Origin of the sequence: Klebsiella sp. NPDC088457 (genome assembly GCF_044900465.1) — a bacterium.
Classification (GTDB): Bacteria; Pseudomonadota; Gammaproteobacteria; order Enterobacterales; family Enterobacteriaceae; genus Klebsiella.
In genome coordinates, this window is sequence record NZ_JBJDNH010000024.1 from 25,261 (window position 1) to 41,509 (window position 16,249).

A 16,249-nucleotide genomic window follows, 5' to 3' on the forward strand; every position below is an offset into this window, starting at 1 on the left:
CCTTATCGCTAAAGCCCGGGACATCGCCCGGGCCAGTTTTTGCTCACCTCAGCGCGCCTGACGGTGGCGGCCTCCCTCCCCTGCGCTACCAGCGGTAATCAATATGCTCCGCGTGCCGGCGAGCCGCGTCTTCATCGCCGTGCAGACGCGCCGCCACCGTCAGGGAAAAATCAAACACCTTCCCGAGCCCCCGGCCGCTAATCAGGTTGCCATCCTCGACGACGTCCGCGTCAACATACACGCCATCGGTCACCTGCCGCCAGAGTTCACCGGAGCAGACATAGCGGCGGCCTTTCAGCAGAGCGTTGCCCCCCAGCACGCGCGCGGCGGCGGAACAGATCGGGCACAGATATTTGCCCAGCTCATCGTGGCGACGCACAAACGCGATAACCTGCTCGCTTTGGGCCAGATAGACGCTCCCTTCAGGCCCGCCCGGCAGGACCACCGCGTCAAAGGTCTGATCCATGCTTTCCGTCAGCGTACTGTCGGCGATCATCGCAATGGCGTGATAGCTGACCACCGCGCGCGTCTGCGCGCAGGAGATCGTCTGTACGGTGATATTCAAACGCCGTAAAACATCGATCGCGACAATCGCTTCCCCTTCTTCGAAGCCCGGGGCCAACAAAACGGCTACCGTTTTCATGTTCTCTCCATCCATGCAGACATTACCACCACGAGTACCAGGTCTGGCGCAGGCGCACCAGCGCTTCAAGGTAGAAGTAGTCCCCCCAGCTGCAGCACTGATCCACCCCTTTTCCACTGCCCATGTGATAGACCGAGTGCTTGAGCAACCCTTCAGTGGGGTCATCGTCGGTCGCCAGATAGTTGTCGGTCAGCGACTGGACGATACGCAGCGCCATCTCCTCGTAATGTGGGCGATGCTCATCGAGCGCCGGCAGCGCGTTGACCAGTTCCAGCAGACCGCAGACGGTAATCGCCGCCGCCGAGCTGTCGCGTACCGCGTCGGTACCGAGCAAGGCTAAGTCCCAGTGGCACACATCATCTTCCGGCAGGCGGTTGAGGAAGTAGTGGGCCAGACTGCGCGACAGCTCCACCATGCTTTTATCACCGGTATAGCGATAGCTGAGCAGGAAGCCGTAGATGCCCCACGCCTGGCCGCGGGACCAGCACGAGGTGTCGCTATAGCCCTGATGGGTGTTGCCAAAACGCGGCTCGCCGCTGTTTACGTCAATGTAGTAGGTGTGGTAGGTCGAGGCGTCTTCGCGCACGATGTAGCGTGCCGCCTGTTGCGCATGGGCCGTGGCCGCCTGCGCATAGCGCGGGTCCCCGGTCTGCTCGCTGGCCCAGTAGAGCAACGGCAGATTCATATTGCAGTCAATGATCATCCGCCCCTGCTGTTCCGGGTCGTTCAGATCCCCCCAGGCCTGAATGATTTTAGCCGTCGGATTAAAGCGCTCCATCAGCGTTTCCGCGGCCAGCAGCGCGCTCTGACGGGCGGCCTCGTTACCGGTGAGTCGCCATGCGCTGACGCAGGAGAGGGTATAGAGAAACCCCAGATCGTGCGTCGCCGTATCGATACGCTCCTCAATGCGCCGGGCAAAAGAGGGCAGATAGCGCTCTGCCGCCTCGCGATAGGCCGGATTACCGCTCATTTCCCACGCCAGCCACAGCTGGCCCGGCCAGAAGCTGGTCGTCCACTCGACGTTTTCAGAGCGCGGCCAGATGCCGTTTTCACAGGCCTCGCCTGGGAATTTATCGCCAAATGCGACAATGTTTTGATCAAGCTTACGGGTCACGCGGGACAGCGCATCGTCGAGCTTCTGGCGCAGCGCCAGCCGGTCGACCTGATACAGCTCGACGGGGCGGAGGGCTTCGGTAATCACCTTTTTGGTCATAACAACTCCTGAATTAATGTTTGGCCGGTTCAACCGGGGTGGCGTCCAACGCCGGGGAAAAGGGTCGCGATGCGTCCCACGCGGAGCGGCAGCGCGAGAGCGTAAAAGCGGAGATAAGGGTAAACAGCAGGGCGCAGCCGCCCATCAGCAAATAGGTATGTTCAAAGCCGATTTTGTCGTAGAGGTAGCCCGCCGGCGGCGCCACCACGATAGAACCGACGTAGATCATCGCCTGATAGCCCAGCAGGTACATCGTGGCGTTGACTCTGCGGTCAAAGTGCTCGGCGATGTATTTAAAGACCGAAATCAGCAACAGCGCGATTTCGACGCCATAAAACGGTTTGATAATCGAGATGATCAGCGGGTCGCTGGTCAAGCCTGAGGCAATCAGCCTGGCCCCGACAACGCAGCCGCAGAACAGCAGGCCCCGCTTTGCGCCGTAGTGATTAACCAGCAGCGGAATGAACATCATCATCACGAATTCCATACCGGACTGCACGGTGCTGAGATAGCCGTACCAGGCATTCCCCTGTTCTTTGGTGGCAAAAAATGAGACGAAGTAGCGCGGAAACTGCTGCTCAGCAATAAACATCATCCATGCGACACCGGCGACATACAGGCTGAACATCCAGAATTTACGGCTTTTCAGTAACTGCATCACGTCGCTAAAAACGATTTTGTTCGCCGAAATCACGCTGTTGTTACGCAACTGCTCATCGCCGATTTTCAGGCTGATTAACACCAGCAGCATCAGGAGCGACGTGCTGCTGCTCAACAGAAAGTTGGCCAGCGGCGTGAAGTTGAACAGCAGCCCGGAAACGGAAGCGGCCATCGCCCAGCCGAGCGATCCCCACATGCGAATACGACCGAACTCCAGGCCGTACAGCCGGCTAAAGCGATCGGCGTAAGATTCCGACGCCGCGACGCCCGCATACCAGCCGAGGCTTAAATAGAGGGCGCCGAGAGTGATGCCGATCGTCGTGTGGCTTTGCAACAGGGGTTGATAGACGAAGGCAAAGAACGGCGCCATCAGGGCCGACACGGCGCAGACAAAATAGAGCAGCCATTTGCTCATGCCGATCTTGTCCATGATGTAGCCGTAAACCGGCTTCAGGATCACCGCGAACACGCCGTTGATGGCGAAAACGCTGCCGATGGTGATGCTATCGAGGCCGACTTTCTGGCTAAGCCACAGCGCGTAAAGGCCAAAGCTTGAGGACCAGGTAAAAAAGTAGAGAAAGATAAAGGTGCTCATTTTGTACTGTGCGCCGCGCACAGAGGATGAAGTGGTCATAGGGCGTTCTCCGGGGACAGCGTAAGATGTTTTTCTTCCTGTGCCGTCACGAAGCGTACAGCGTTATCGCAAATGAGGGCCTGTGGACAACCGCGCGGTTCAAAGGCGTCGGGATTCCCCGCCCAGACCGCGCTGAATAACAGATGCGTTCCTGGTGCTAAGTCACCACGTAACACCGGAACCGCCGCGCGTTCGGCAAACAGCAGATTGCTGTTCGGCGGTGTAAGAACCGTCTCGCCGCGCCGCCTTTGCGGACTTAAGCACAGGATGGCCGACGTATCGGCAGGGGTGATGAGCCGGCAGCCGCCCTCCCCGTCCTGCACCTGAGGCTGAGGGCGATTCGGCACGCTGAATCCCCCTTCGGCCGTATCAAGCGCACGCGCGGTATGGATGCGATGTACCCGCAGCTGCCAGTCGCCCATCGCGATAAGCCAGGTCTCGATCGCCACATCGCGCCACGGCCGCCAGCGGCTGTAGATCATGCCATCGGCGGTTGTTACCGCCTCACAGTCGCGTCGTCCACGCCAGTAATTATCCTTCTCAGAGAGCAGCAGCATGGAGTCAGGCGCAGCGTGGCTTAACCCGTAGCGCCCGCGCTCGATAGTGAACCCGTAACGGGTGGAGTAGGCAAACTTGCAGTATTTCGCTTCGCTATTGACGAAATTATTCAGCTCAAGCTGGCCGGAGGTCAGCATCCACAGGTGATCGGCCTGATGCACCAGTACCTGGTCCGCGTGCCTGATGCTGTGCCGTGCGGCGAGCGTCGGCAGCGGCAGCTCCGACGCCTGCCAGAAGGGATCATCTTCACCTGACGCCAGAACCAGCATTGTTTTCAGGCCCCAGTAGGGAGAGCCCGGCGCATTGTAATCCTCCGCCATGATCAGATTCGGGTAGCTATAGCCCACGCTCAGCACGCCATCGCGATCGAACAGAGGTTGTTTAAGCCACCAGCGAAGATGACGCAGAACAATGCCCTTTATCACCCCTGGGGAGAACGAATCCAGACCGGCAAAAGCCGCCGCGCTCCAGAAAGCCGCCTGAGCAAAGCGATAGGTCAGACTGCGGCCAAACGGCACGGCCGCGCCATCGTCGGCAAAAAAATGGATGAAATCTGCGGAAAACAGCAGCGCCCGATGACGCAGTTCAGCGCAGCGCTGCGGGTCGATATCGGCCATCAGCTTCGCGTAAATTAGCCCGTAGAAGTGGAAGCCCATCGAAATGTAATAGTCCCGCGGCCGGCCCGGACCATCGGAATACCAGCCGTCGCCCAGGTAGTAGCGTTCCATGGCGCTAAAATGCGCTTCCCGCACCTGGGGGTTGGTCGGCATCCCGGCGTGATGAAAACCGACCTGCACCAGAATGGGAAAGAAGTGCCAATTATTGTCCGGGATCGCCTGCGCTTCGCTCTGTTTTAACCAGCGCCAGAGATGCGCCTTCTCCTGCTCGTTGAAATGTGCCAGCACGCTATCGCCCGCCAGCGCCAGCAGCAGACCATAGGCGGCCATCTCCACGATACGCTGATCGTAGGGGTTCACCTCGCCCCAGTAATCGGCATGCTGCGGGTTGGTGCCATTTTTAATGGCCTGCAGATAGAAACAAAACTGCGGCGGCTCGCTGCCGCCGGCAAGCAGCGGCGTGACGCCCCACAGCAGGCGCGAGAACGTTTCCATACTCGCCACCCGTTGCCCGTAATGGGCGGTGAAATTCGCCAGATCGATACGACTGGCATCATTTTTAAAATAGGGCGACACGGCACTCAGCAGTTCATTAACCAGCTGCCGGAGGTCGTTGCGGGTTCTTAAAGGGTTAGCCAGATGAATATTTTCAGGTTGCACAAGGTCCTCCCGTCATGACACGAGAATTAAATAAGTTATTGTTATTTCGATTTTATAAAATTATTTATGCACCAACGGCAGGAAGAATAGTCGCTTTTATTTATGCGGCTAAGTGAGCACAATCACAAAATTAAACCGCCATTTCATTTTTGCTGGATATTTCCCGCCAGCGGGGAGATAAATTGCAAATGATGGCGTAAAAATTTAAATCTGTTGTCCTGGAGGAAAAAATGAGTGAACCACAGCAGCTGGAACGCATCACACTCGATAGCCGGGCGATCTCTTTTAACCGATTGCGCTTAACCAGCGCGATTTACTACCACTGGCACCAGTGCGTCGAATTCCTCTATATCTCCAGCGGCTATGGCATTGTGGTGGTGGATAACCAGCATTACACCGCTCGCCCAGGACGCCTGTTTATTTTTCCTCCGTTCCGCCTGCATAAAGTCCAGGTCGATCACAGCGAGAAAAATCCGTACCACCGCACCACGATGCATATTGAACAGTCGGTGGTCGAAAGCATAATGGCCAGTTTTCCGCGCCATCAGGCCCAGTTTGCCGCGCTTGCCGCCAGCAATGCGCCGGCACAAATTTACGACCTGAGCGAACACAGCACTTTCATGGAGAGAATTCTTACTCAATTTGACGGGCTGGATCACGGCGGGCAGATCCCCACCAGCGAGGTCGCCTTTCTGGTCATGCAGATAATGGGCTTTCTCCCGGCCCTGCCCGAGCAATGTATTCCCCGGCAGCAGACTGTCGCCTCGCGGATTATGAGCTGGGTGGAGGCTCACTACGCCAGCAAATTCTCCCTGGATGAGCTCGCCCAGGCATTGGGCCTGTCGCGCAGCTACACCTCGCGCATATTTCGCCAGCAAACGGGCGGCAGCATCCATGAGTATCTGCTGACGCGCCGAATAAAGCGCAGCTGCGATCTCCTGCGCAACACCGCCATCAGTATGGATGAGATTGCGGCCGAAGTCGGATTTAGCGAAGTGACCTACTTTATTACCTGCTTCAGGAAGATGATGGGCCAGACGCCGCTGCAGTACCGCAAGGCGAGTCTGGCGAGGAACAGCGTGTGAAGCGCGACGGGGCGTAGATGCCCTCCCCCTATTCAGGAGAGGGCCTGGACCGGTAGAACCCGGGAAAGAATTAAACCACCGTCATCTGCCGCGCTCGCGCCTCTTCGTAGGTTGGCATAGACGAAGCGGCCCCCGCCCTCTCAACGCACACCGAAGCATAGGCCGCAGCGAAACGGGCGGCATCAACGAGATCGACCCCGGCGGCAAGCTGCGAGGCCAGAGCGCCGTTAAAGGCATCACCGGCGCCGGTCGTGTCGACCGGAACCGCCGGAAATGCCGCCACCAGCTCGGTTTTTCCCGCCACGGACAGCAGCGCCCCCTGGGTTCCGAGGGTGACGATCAGCGCCTTAATGCCCTTCGCGTGCAGCGCTTCAGCGGCCACCTGCGCCGAGGCGACATCGTAGACCTCAACGCCGGTCAGCAGCGTACACTCGGTGGCATTCGGGGTGAGCAAATCGACCTGCGCCAGCAGGCTGTCTGGCACCGGCTGGAACGGCGCGGGATTGAGAATAATAAACGTGCCGCTGTTTTTGGCGATGCCGATCAGCTTCTCAATTGCCGAAAGATTGTTTTCCAGCTGAGTGAGCAAAATATCCGCCGCCGCAATCGCCGGATAGCACTGCGCAACCTCATCGTCCGTCACGGTCAGGTTGGCGCCGGGATCCACCGCAATCATGTTTTCCGCATCGGCGCCAGCAACATAAATCAGCGCGTTACCGGTCGGGCATTCGCCGGTGGTAAACAGCGTGACCGCGTCAAACCCCGTGTTGTCGAGATGGCGACGCGCGAAAGTCCCGAAATCATCGCGCCCCACCTTGCCGATATAGTGTACCCGCGCTCCGGCCCGCAGCGCGGCGACGGCCTGGTTGGCCCCTTTACCACCCGCGCCCATCATGCTGTTGCGGGCAATTAGCGACTCGCCCGGCTGCGGAAAACGGGTCATTCCAGCGACAATGTCGAGGTTGAATGATCCAAACACACACACCTTGCCCTTATTCATGCCTCTCTCCTGAGTGGAAAATGCCGCTGCGATAGTTGTTGTTTAAAACGCCGCTGCGCCGCCAGGCAGGCGCCGCGGCAGCCGGTCTCATCGGAGGCGCCGCTGAGAGTCATGGTGAGGCCATTGGCCGGATAGGGGCTGCGCAGGTGCGAGCGAATCAAACGCTGCAGCGTCTCCTGCGGGAAGTTGGCCATCGCCAGCACGCCGCCGCCGAGCACCAGGTATTGCGGGTCGAGGATATTCATCTCACTGGCGATAGCACAGGCCAGCCGCTCGACGAACGCCAGTAAATCCGGGTGTTCCCCGTGTCGCACGAACAGCGCCGATATCGCCGTTTCCGGCGCGTGCCGCCTGGCCCAGCCGCTGAGCCAGCTGCCGGAGGTCAGCGTTTCTACACAGCCGGTTTTGCCGCAGGGGCATGGCAGAGGATTATCCTTGAGGGGAATATGACCAATCTCGCCCGCGCCGCCGTGCGCGCCGTGATAAAAATCGCCGTTCAGCCACAGACTATTGCCAAAGCCGGTGCCGAGGTAGACGCCGACCGCCACGTCGGGAAGAACGTCGAGACGGGTTAAATCCCACCACATCAGATGGTTGACGTCCTTATCCATCTCGACAGGCAGACCGAGCCGCGCCGCAAGCAGCTGCGCAACCGGCTGGCCGTCGAGCGCCGGGATAAACGGCAGCGACAGTACCGTACTTCGGTCGCGGGATAATATCCCCGGCAGCCCCAGCATCACGCCGGATACCGGGACGGCGCCCTCCTGCAGATATGCGGCAAGCAGCCGCTCAAGCCCGCCGAGCGGATCCGGCAGATCGGCCCACGAACGGGTTGCAACCTTTTGATATCCCTTAAAAACCTGTTGGTCGTCCATCAGTATCAGCCGCGTACTGGTGCCGCCAATATCTACGCCGAGAAAATGCGCCATAGCCTCTCCTGCCCTCAGGCTGCCTGACGCGCCTGACGCATCTGATCGAGCATTTTGTCCCATGCGCTGTCCAGATCGTTATCCAGATTGAACAGACCGGAGCTACCGACGATCAGCACTTCCGCCCCGGCCGCCATCAGCCGCTGATAGGTATTCACGTTGCAGGAGCCGTCGATCTCAATCAGATAGCGGTGGTTGTGCTGCTGCTTGAGATCGCGCAGCTGGGCAATTTTATGCAGCATCTCGGGAATAAACGGCTGGCCGGCGTAGCCCGGATCCACGGTCATGACGGTAATTTTGTCCAGCAGATGAATATAGTGCTGAATAAATTCCACCGGCGTCGCAGGGTTCAGCACCACGCCGACTTTTTTACCCAGCGCACGGATCTGATTAATGACGCGGAAGGCATCGCGGTTGATGGTTTCGGCATGCGGGCAGATGTAGTCCGCCCCGGCTCTGGCGATCGGCTCGATAAAGTCGGTCGGGTTTTCCACCATCATATGGACGTCGAGCGCCAGCGGAGTGTGCGGGCGGATCTGCTCAATGAAGAATGGCGACAGCGTGATGTTCTTGACGTAATGACCATCCATGATGTCGATGTGCAGCATGTCAGCGCGACGGTTCAGCACCGCCAGCTGCTGTTTAATGTCGATTAAACTCATACACATCAGCGACGGAGATATTTTGTATTCCATGATGTTTTCCTGAAAGCAAAGAGATTGAAAATACGTGTCGTTAATTCATCAAAAAGGTGGTCTAGGAAGTGGTCGCCCGGGCTTTTTCCGCACTCAGCCTGCTTGCCCGCCTTTGCATATAGCGGTTGCGGAAGAACTTCAGGCCGAGAACCACAATCAGCACCGCCCCCCACATAGCCAGGCTGAAATGCGGGCTGACGTTCAGCAGGTTCAGCCCGGTTGCAATCACCTGTAAAACGACCAGCGAGAGCACCACGCCGCTCACCCGGCCGAAACCGCCGAACGGATCCGTACCGCCGAGAATAATCGCCAGCACGGTGAGCAGCAGATAGGAGTCGCCGTAGCCCATACGCGCCGAGTTAAAGCGCGCCATCATCACCAGGCCGGCGATCACGCAGAGCATGCTCGACAGCACGTAGATAGCGATCAGCACGCGGTGGGTATTCACGCCGCTGAAGTGGGTGGCGTTGATGTTGCTGCCGCTCATGTAGATGTATTTGCCAAGCCGGGTGCGTTCGAGGAACACCGCGATCAGCACCGCCGTGGCCAGAAAGATAATCAGCGGCACCGGGATGCCCAGCAGGGTGTCGGCGCCGATATAACGCACGATATCGGGCATCCCGCTGATGGCCGCCCCCCGGGAAAGGTAGATGCCGATACCGTTCACCATCGTCATGGTGGCCAGGGTGACCAGGATCGGATGGGCGCCGACATAGGCTACCAGCGCGCCGGTCAGCATGCCGATGGCCATCGCCAGCACCATGGCGCCGACCAGGGCCAGGGTCAGCCATAGCGCCTGCAGGCCAAGACTCGCATCCGGCGGCAGATAGGTGAGAAACACCCACGCCATCAGCAGGCTGGTTAAGTTCGAGGTGGCGATGATGCACAGATTCAGGCCGCCGCTGAGAATCGGAATAAACATCGCCAGCGTCAGCAGCCCGAGCTCCGGCAGCTGGAAAGCCACGCTCATAAAGGTCGAATCGCTGAAAAAGCGGCCCGGCATCGCCAGACTGAAGCCGACAATGACCACCAGCAGCAGCAGGCTCAGCCCCACCGTGGTGCTCTCAACTTTGAAACGTAGCCTTGTACCGCTGGAGTTCATTTTCAGACCCTTAGTTTTGCTTAACATTGCAGGTTCCTCATGCAAATCCGACATCGGTTTCTTTGCGTTTTTTATAGTGCGTAACGGTGATAGCCACTACGATCGTCACGCCGATGACAATGTTCATGAAGTAGTTGGAAACGCCCACCAGATTGAGGCCGTTCTTTAAAATACCGATCAGGAAGACCCCCATCAGGGTACCGACGACGCTCCCCTTACCGCCGTTCAGACTGGCGCCGCCGAGTACCGCCGCGGCCAGTACGTCCAGCTCGCCCCCGACCAGCGCATTCGGTACCACTTCCCCCACGCGATAGACCTGTACCAGGCCACCGATGGCGGCCATCGCGCCAAGGTAGCCATAGGCAAACAGATGCAGTACGCCAACGCGGATACCGATACGCCGCGCCGACTCCTGGTCGCCGCCGACCGCAAACAGCTGGCGGCCCAGATGAGTTTTATTCAGCAAAATCCAGGTCAGCGCGGCGACGGCCAGCATCACCACCAGCGGCAGGCCGATCTGATAATGTCGGGCGCCAATATCGAACGGCAGCACCTGGAACGGCGTGACCAGCCAGCCCGGCAGGTCGTACAGGCTGGTGCCGTTGGTGAACCACATCAGCATGCCGAACAGCAGCGACTGCATACTAATGGTGACGATGATCGACACAATGCGCAGACAGTAGATAAGCACGGCGTTAATCATGCCGAAGACGGTGCCGATAGCGATCGCCAGTAAGATCGTGCCGCTCGGGCTGGCCAGGCCGTAATGAATCGCCAGCGTCGCGATGGTGTACTGTACGACCGAGGCGACGGCGGCAAAGGAGATATCGATACCGCCGGTGACCAGCACCACGAACAGGCCGAGGGCAAAAATACCGCTGACCGCATAGCTTTCCGACAGATCCAACAGATTTTGCAGCGTCAAAAACCTATCGCTTAACAGCGAGAAAGTGACGATCAGCGCGACCAGCACCCAGGCCAGGTAGCCTTCGTTAGTGGACGGACGTAACCGGTTGAGATTAAGCATTTACCGCCTCCGCAAGCTGGTGTTGAGTCATCCGGGCGGGCAGATACTCGCCTTTTACCGTGCCTTCGCTAAAGTGCAGCACGCGATCGCAATTGAAATAGACTTCCGGCACCTCGTCGGAGATCAGCAGGATCGAGATCCCCTCTGCCGCCAGCTGGTGGATCAGCTGATAGATGCTGGCCTTGGCGCCAACGTCGACGCCTACCGTCGGCGAGTCGAGGATCAGGATCTTCGGTTGGGTCAGCACCCATTTCGCCAGCACGATTTTTTGCTGGTTGCCGCCGGACAGCGTGGAGATCGCCTGATCGGGGCTGGCGACCTTAACGCCCAGCGTTTCGATCCAGCGCTGAATGATTTTATTTTTGCGGTATTCGTCGATCAGATGAAAACGACCGCGCAGCTGATCCATGATCGCCAGCACCGTGTTATCGCCCACCGACTGCTGCTGAATAAGTCCCAGCGTCAGGCGGTCTTCCGACACATAGCCGATCCCGGATTTGATGGCGTCTTCATGCCCGCGAAAGCGCACCGGTTTACTGTCGAGGTAAATTTTGCCGCTGTCCGGCCGGGTCATGCCAAACAGGCTCAACGCCAGCTCGGTGCGCCCCGATCCAAGCAGCCCGCACAGGCCCAGCACTTCGCCCGCGTGCAGCCTGAAGCTAACATCGTGGTACTGGCCCGCGCGGCTCAGCCTGTCCAGCTCGAGCATGATGCGCTGGTCATTGTGGTTGGCGGCCTTCAGGCGATAGTCCAGCTTGAGGCCGGTCATCAGTTCGCTGAGACGTTCGCTGCTGACCTCCGACGCCGGCCAGGTGCCGACGCGCTTACCGTCGCGAATCACGGTCACGCTGTCGGAAATCTCCAGCACTTCATCCAGGCGATGGCTGACGAACACGACGCTGATGCCTTTGCTCTTCAGATAATGTACGGTGCGCAGCAGCTGGTTAACTTCGGTACGGGTCAACGACGCGGTCGGCTCATCCATAATGACCAGCCGCGCATCGGCCACCAGCGCGCGACAGATCGCCACCTGCTGGCGCTGGGCTATCGGCAGCGAGGAGACTTTGGCATCGATATCCAGCGTGTAGTTCAGCTCGCTGAGAATACGCCTGGCGGTGTCGCGCAGGCGCGATGGGCGATACCAGCCCATCAGCCCGTGCAGGTTATGGTCAAACGCAATGTTTTCCGCCACGCTCAGATTAGGAAAGAGCGACAGATCCTGGTAAATCACCTGTACGCCGAAGCTGCGCGCCTGTTCCGGGCTAAGCCGGCGGAAGGTCTGGGCGTTGAAGTCTTTATCCGCGAGGGTAATGGTGCAACCGTCGTCCGGTTGGTAGACCCCCGAGATAATCTTAATCAACGTGCTTTTGCCGCAGCCGTTAGTGCCCGCCAGGCAGTGCACTTCACCCGGCATCAGTTGCAGAGAGATATCGTTCAACGCGCGCTGACCGCCAAAGGTCACCGACAGATTTTGCACAGCAATCAGCGGCGTCGTTTGGGTTTCGAAGATCCCGGAGATCGCCATCATTACAGCCCCATTTTCACCAGTTTTGGCAGGTTCGCCTTGTCGAGACTTTCGGTTTTGTTACCGAGGATAGTGTGGGTGGCTTCGTCAACCTGCACTTTCCCCATCCCTTCGATATCCATGCCATCAACGATCGGCTGGCCTTTGGATATCATGCTCGCCATGCGTACGAAGACTTCACCGGCTACCATCGGATTCCAGATATAGCCGCCGTTGATCGCCCCGCTGTTAACCAACGAGAGACCCTGGCCCGGGCTGAACGAGCCGTAGACGCAGATATCGCCATTCTTACCGCGGTTCTGCACCGCCCGACCGGCGCCGATGGGACCCTGTGAACCAATCGCCAGAATGCCCTTCAGGTCTTGATCTTTCGACATCAGGTCGTTGGTGGTGCGGATGGTGTCGTCGAGGGATTCGCCGACGCCAAACTTATCGCCAAGCTGATGCATATTTGGGTAGTGCTCTTTCTGGTAGTCGATCGCCGCGTCGGCCCACTTCTGGTGCAGCGGCACGGTCAGACTGCCGACGTAAACCGCATAGTCCCCGCTCTCTTTCATACATTTAGCGAGGGCGATCATGTGGTTAATACCGAGCTGGGCGGCATCGACCATTTCGAAGTCCCAGTTGGCGTATTTCTGGTTCGGCGATTCATGGGTAATCACTTTGATACCGGCATCGCGAGCCCGCTTCAGCACGGGTTCCAGTACCTTCGCGTCATTCGGTACCACGCCGATGATGTCGACTTTCTGGGCGATCAGGTCTTCAATCGCGCGAACCTGCAGCGCCGGGTCATCGCTGGTGGGGCCGACTTGCCATGCGTCGATACCTTCCTTCGCCGCTTCGCTTTTAATCCCCGCTTCCATCGCATTAAACCAGGCATTACCGCCCACTTTCACCACCACGCCCATGCGAATTTTGTCGGCGGCATGCGCCGCTGAAATGGACAGCACAGCGGAAGCCAACAAACAGGCCAGTACAGACTTTTTCATGTAGTTTCTCCACAGATGTTCAACTTATTCCGCAAGCGCCGGGCGAGAAGAAGCCGGCGCTACGGCTGTTTTTTGCTTTTCTTTTGTAGGGGTAAAGGGGCAACGTCAATCACGTTGACGTTGCTCCAGGCCAGCTCCTGCCGAAACTCCTCATCGTCCAGACGATCGGTAATCAGGGTGTCAATTTCCCGGTAGTGGCATATCCGCGCAAACGAACTGCGGCCGAATTTACTGGCATCCGCCAGCAAAATTTTGTGTTCTGAAGAGAGCAGCATTTGCTGTTTTAAACGCGCATGATGCTCATTGCTTTCTCTGATCCCCCCGTCATGGCTGATGCTATGGCAGGAGAAAAACAGTTTGTTAATGGCGAACTCTTTCAACATCTGCTCGGCATAGACGCCGATAAAATCTTCGTATTTAGCCGAGTACTCTCCGCCCAGGCCGATGGTTCTGACGTTGGCTTTCGCCGCCAGCGCCTGAATGATATGCAGCGAGTTTGTCAGCACCACCAGCGGGATATCCGGCAGCTGCCGCGCCAGAAACCAGCTGGTTGAACTACTGTCGAGCAGCAGGCAGTCTCCCGGCTCAATAAACTGCAGAGCGCGTTTGGCGATCCGGGTTTTACTGTCCGGCGACTGATTGCTGCGATCGCGAAAAGACTCCCCTTGCTCGATCTGCGCCGGGACATACTGCTTTTCCGCGTGCTGGTGTTCGACAAACACCGCGCCCCCGTGGCTGCGTACCAGCAGTCCACGCTTTTCCAGCAGGGCCAGATCGCGCCGCGCCGTCTCCAGCGAAATCTGGCACAGCTCGGCCACTTCCTGAACCAGGATTCGCCCACGTTGGGCGAGGACTTCGCTAATAAAGCGGTGACGTTCTACAGGCAGCATGTTTTTTCCTCTTGCCGATGTTTAATAGAATACGCAGGCCGCGGCATACGGAATGCGGGCTCCCTCAAAAGCGACCGCGCGTGCGCAGCGCGGCGCTGACCATGTGATAGTTGTCAAAAAAAACGCTAAATAGGTGAAATGTTAAATGTGGGATCTGTGGCGGTAGCGGGAATAAATCGTCTTTCGCTTGATAAATGAACAGAGAGATTTTGGCAAACGGTCACAAATCCTCGCGGCCATAATTGACCGATCATGACCGATCACGAGGAAGTGACCGTTTAAAGAGGATATGCGACAGCAGCAAAAGGAACGATGCAGATCTGCCAGCGGCTGAAACCTCCGACGGCGACCGCGCCGCCGGAGGGAGCAAAGAGGCTCCCGCAGGGAGAGGGGATGGACTAGCGGACGATATCGCGCAAACCATAGCCGTGGAATTTTTGCAGGACCTCATCGATCGCAGCATCGCTCAGCACCGGCACGTCCGGCGTGACCGCCAGCGTCAGCAGGTAGAGTTTCGCCAGTACCTCTACCTCCTGCGCCAGCCAGAGCGCTTTTTCCAGCGTTTTACCGCAAACGATCATCCCGTGATGCTGCAGCAGGGTGGCTTTATAGCCGGCCATGGCGGTGACCGCATAGTCCGACAACGCCTGCGTACCGTAGGTGGCGTAGCCCGCGCAGGGAATTTTCGTCCCTCCGGCCGCCGCGACCATGTAGTGGATGGCCGGGATCTCTTTATTCAGAATGGCGACCGCCGTCGCGTGAACCGCATGATTATGCAGGACCACATTCTCATCCGGTTTAGCGTGCAAAATCGCCTGATGGAAACGCCATTCGGTGGACGGCGTTTTACCCGCCTCGGCACGCCCCTGCTCGTCGACAAAAACGATATCGTCTTCGCTCAGTTGCTCGTAGGGCACGCTGGTCGGCGTAATGAGCATCCCGTCGCCAAAGCGGACGCTGATATTGCCCGATGTCCCCTGATTAAGCCCCATATGGCTCATTTCCAGACAGGTGTCGATGATCTGGCGTGCAATAGCGGTTCTTTCCATTGTGTTTTCCTCGGCGCAACAAACTAGGGTGGATGACGTTGGCGATATCTTCTGGCGGCGTCCCGGATGGCAATAGTCAGCCATGTAGATGTGTGATGATTGTCAAAATAATGGGCCTAAAAGGAGAAAACTTGCCGCTAAAAACCGTCCGCGCAGCGCCCGTTTGCCGTCGAGGGAGGGCAAACGGGCAATTGGCCGCATCGCCCTCCTGCAACCCGAATGATTTAGGGTATAGTGCGCAAGATTGCACGGCGAACGAGGAGTGAAAAGATGAACAGGCAGGCCCGTCTGGATGAGATTATTGCCCTGCTCAAAAACAACGCGTCTTTGCGCGTCAGCGACCTTGCGGCCGGGCTGAACGTCAGCAAGGAGACGCTGCGCCGCGATTTGCAGTATCTGCAGTTGAAGGGGCTGCTGGTAAGGGAGTATGGCAAAGCCAGAAGGCTGGAAGACGCCTCGAAGGCCCCGGAAATGGCTTTTGACTCGCGCTCGAAAAGCCACGCCCAGCGGAAAACCGCGCTGGCGGATACCGCTATAGGGTGGATAACGCCGGGGATGTGCATCGCCCTGGACGCCAGCTCAACCTGCTGGCATCTGGCGAAGAGGCTGGCGGACCAGGATCTGACGGTGTATACCAACAGCTACCGCATTTGTGCCGAGCTGGAAAAGAAAACCCACATTCGGGTTTTATGCTCCGGCGGCACGCTGGATAGAAAATTCGCCAGCTACATCAACGACTCGCCGCTGCATATGGTGCGCCATCTCGATATCGACCTGTTCATCTTCTCCTGCGACGGTATCGATGCCGGCGGTAATATCTGGGATACCGATAACGGCAACGCGCTGTTCAAAAAATTCATGCTGAAAAAGAGCCTGCAGAGCATTTTGCTGGTGGACTCCAGCAAGATAGAGCGCAGCAGCGAAGTGATTATCGGCAACGTGGCGACGGTCACCGCGGTTATCCGCCGCTAGG

Annotated in this window: 15 protein-coding genes; 2 read left to right on the forward strand and 13 right to left on the reverse strand. The window is 58.1% G+C overall.

The window, feature by feature from the left end; translation table 11 throughout:
- Positions 1 to 85 precede the first annotated feature (85 nt).
- The 4 genes from ACI2JR_RS16330 to ACI2JR_RS16345 are packed head-to-tail and all read right to left on the reverse strand — an operon-like array spanning position 86 to position 4,985.
- Entirely contained in the window at positions 86 to 643 is a 558-nt protein-coding gene (locus ACI2JR_RS16330; protein WP_462478989.1) for a DJ-1/PfpI family protein, read from the reverse strand.
- Between the two features lie 22 nt (positions 644 to 665).
- Positions 666 to 1,856, reverse strand: a complete 1,191-nt coding sequence (locus tag ACI2JR_RS16335) for a glycoside hydrolase family 88 protein (protein ID WP_462478990.1) — start codon at positions 1,854 to 1,856, stop codon at positions 666 to 668.
- 13 nt (positions 1,857 to 1,869) lie between these two features.
- A complete protein-coding gene (locus tag ACI2JR_RS16340; protein ID WP_132729741.1) occupies positions 1,870 to 3,150 on the reverse strand; it encodes an oligosaccharide MFS transporter in 1,281 nt (426 codons plus the stop codon).
- Positions 3,147 to 4,985 carry a DUF2264 domain-containing protein gene (locus ACI2JR_RS16345; RefSeq protein WP_462478991.1) on the reverse strand — a complete coding sequence of 613 codons (1,839 nt, stop codon included), beginning with the start codon at positions 4,983 to 4,985 and terminating at the stop codon, positions 3,147 to 3,149. Before ACI2JR_RS16345 ends, ACI2JR_RS16340 begins: the two co-directional genes overlap by 4 nt.
- A 230-nt stretch (positions 4,986 to 5,215) precedes the next feature.
- Here ACI2JR_RS16345 and ACI2JR_RS16350 point away from each other — a divergent pair, with 230 nt between their 5' ends.
- Positions 5,216 to 6,070 carry an AraC family transcriptional regulator gene (locus ACI2JR_RS16350; RefSeq protein WP_132729739.1) on the forward strand — a complete coding sequence of 285 codons (855 nt, stop codon included), beginning with the start codon at positions 5,216 to 5,218 and terminating at the stop codon, positions 6,068 to 6,070.
- A gap of 70 nt (positions 6,071 to 6,140) precedes the next feature.
- On the opposite strand, the gene rbsK is transcribed toward ACI2JR_RS16350, so the two are convergent.
- From rbsK to ACI2JR_RS16395, 9 genes are all read right to left on the reverse strand, one after another.
- The gene (gene rbsK, locus ACI2JR_RS16355; RefSeq protein WP_132729738.1) at positions 6,141 to 7,070 is read right to left on the reverse strand and encodes a ribokinase; all 930 of its coding nucleotides are present in this window, start codon (positions 7,068 to 7,070) and stop codon (positions 6,141 to 6,143) included.
- A complete protein-coding gene (gene alsK, locus ACI2JR_RS16360; RefSeq protein ID WP_132729737.1) occupies positions 7,067 to 7,999 on the reverse strand; it encodes an allose kinase in 933 nt (310 codons plus the stop codon). The genes rbsK and alsK overlap by 4 nt, the downstream gene beginning before the upstream one ends.
- A gap of 14 nt (positions 8,000 to 8,013) precedes the next feature.
- The gene (alsE, locus tag ACI2JR_RS16365) at positions 8,014 to 8,694 is read right to left on the reverse strand and encodes a D-allulose 6-phosphate 3-epimerase (RefSeq protein WP_132729736.1); all 681 of its coding nucleotides are present in this window, start codon (positions 8,692 to 8,694) and stop codon (positions 8,014 to 8,016) included.
- Positions 8,695 to 8,755: 61 nt separating this feature from the next.
- Positions 8,756 to 9,796, reverse strand: coding sequence for an ABC transporter permease (locus tag ACI2JR_RS16370; RefSeq protein ID WP_462479008.1), 1,041 nt, complete (start codon positions 9,794 to 9,796; stop codon positions 8,756 to 8,758).
- Positions 9,797 to 9,833: 37 nt separating this feature from the next.
- Positions 9,834 to 10,823 (reverse strand): ABC transporter permease, encoded by a 990-nt coding sequence (locus ACI2JR_RS16375; protein ID WP_132729734.1) that lies wholly within the window; start codon positions 10,821 to 10,823, stop codon positions 9,834 to 9,836.
- Positions 10,816 to 12,348 (reverse strand): sugar ABC transporter ATP-binding protein, encoded by a 1,533-nt coding sequence (locus ACI2JR_RS16380; protein WP_132729814.1) that lies wholly within the window; start codon positions 12,346 to 12,348, stop codon positions 10,816 to 10,818. Before ACI2JR_RS16380 ends, ACI2JR_RS16375 begins: the two co-directional genes overlap by 8 nt.
- A 2-nt stretch (positions 12,349 to 12,350) precedes the next feature.
- Entirely contained in the window at positions 12,351 to 13,337 is a 987-nt protein-coding gene (locus tag ACI2JR_RS16385) for a substrate-binding domain-containing protein (protein WP_462478992.1), read from the reverse strand.
- A 59-nt stretch (positions 13,338 to 13,396) separates the two neighbouring features.
- Positions 13,397 to 14,227 (reverse strand): DeoR/GlpR family DNA-binding transcription regulator, encoded by an 831-nt coding sequence (locus ACI2JR_RS16390; RefSeq protein ID WP_132729732.1) that lies wholly within the window; start codon positions 14,225 to 14,227, stop codon positions 13,397 to 13,399.
- Between the two features lie 398 nt (positions 14,228 to 14,625).
- The gene (locus ACI2JR_RS16395; protein ID WP_462478993.1) at positions 14,626 to 15,276 is read right to left on the reverse strand and encodes an L-fuculose-phosphate aldolase; all 651 of its coding nucleotides are present in this window, start codon (positions 15,274 to 15,276) and stop codon (positions 14,626 to 14,628) included.
- 270 nt (positions 15,277 to 15,546) lie between these two features.
- Between ACI2JR_RS16395 and fucR the strand changes: the two genes are divergently transcribed.
- A complete protein-coding gene (gene fucR / locus ACI2JR_RS16400; RefSeq protein WP_132729730.1) occupies positions 15,547 to 16,248 on the forward strand; it encodes an L-fucose operon activator in 702 nt (233 codons plus the stop codon).
- The last annotated feature ends 1 nt before the right edge of the window (position 16,249 follow it).

Coding starts and splice junctions, on each gene's coding strand:
- ACI2JR_RS16330 (WP_462478989.1), bottom strand. CDS start 643: ATGAAAACGGTAGCCGTTTTGTTGGCCCCGGGCTTCGAAGAAGGGGAA.
- rbsK (WP_132729738.1), bottom strand. CDS start 7,070: ATGAATAAGGGCAAGGTGTGTGTGTTTGGATCATTCAACCTCGACATT.
- ACI2JR_RS16370 (WP_462479008.1), bottom strand. CDS start 9,796: ATGAACTCCAGCGGTACAAGGCTACGTTTCAAAGTTGAGAGCACCACG.
- ACI2JR_RS16340 (WP_132729741.1), bottom strand. CDS start 3,150: ATGACCACTTCATCCTCTGTGCGCGGCGCACAGTACAAAATGAGCACC.
- ACI2JR_RS16390 (WP_132729732.1), bottom strand. CDS start 14,227: ATGCTGCCTGTAGAACGTCACCGCTTTATTAGCGAAGTCCTCGCCCAA.
- fucR (WP_132729730.1), top strand. CDS start 15,547: ATGAACAGGCAGGCCCGTCTGGATGAGATTATTGCCCTGCTCAAAAAC.
- ACI2JR_RS16380 (WP_132729814.1), bottom strand. CDS start 12,348: ATGGCGATCTCCGGGATCTTCGAAACCCAAACGACGCCGCTGATTGCT.
- alsK (WP_132729737.1), bottom strand. CDS start 7,999: ATGGCGCATTTTCTCGGCGTAGATATTGGCGGCACCAGTACGCGGCTG.
- ACI2JR_RS16385 (WP_462478992.1), bottom strand. CDS start 13,337: ATGAAAAAGTCTGTACTGGCCTGTTTGTTGGCTTCCGCTGTGCTGTCC.
- ACI2JR_RS16350 (WP_132729739.1), top strand. CDS start 5,216: ATGAGTGAACCACAGCAGCTGGAACGCATCACACTCGATAGCCGGGCG.
- ACI2JR_RS16395 (WP_462478993.1), bottom strand. CDS start 15,276: ATGGAAAGAACCGCTATTGCACGCCAGATCATCGACACCTGTCTGGAA.
- ACI2JR_RS16335 (WP_462478990.1), bottom strand. CDS start 1,856: ATGACCAAAAAGGTGATTACCGAAGCCCTCCGCCCCGTCGAGCTGTAT.
- ACI2JR_RS16375 (WP_132729734.1), bottom strand. CDS start 10,823: ATGCTTAATCTCAACCGGTTACGTCCGTCCACTAACGAAGGCTACCTG.
- alsE (WP_132729736.1), bottom strand. CDS start 8,694: ATGGAATACAAAATATCTCCGTCGCTGATGTGTATGAGTTTAATCGAC.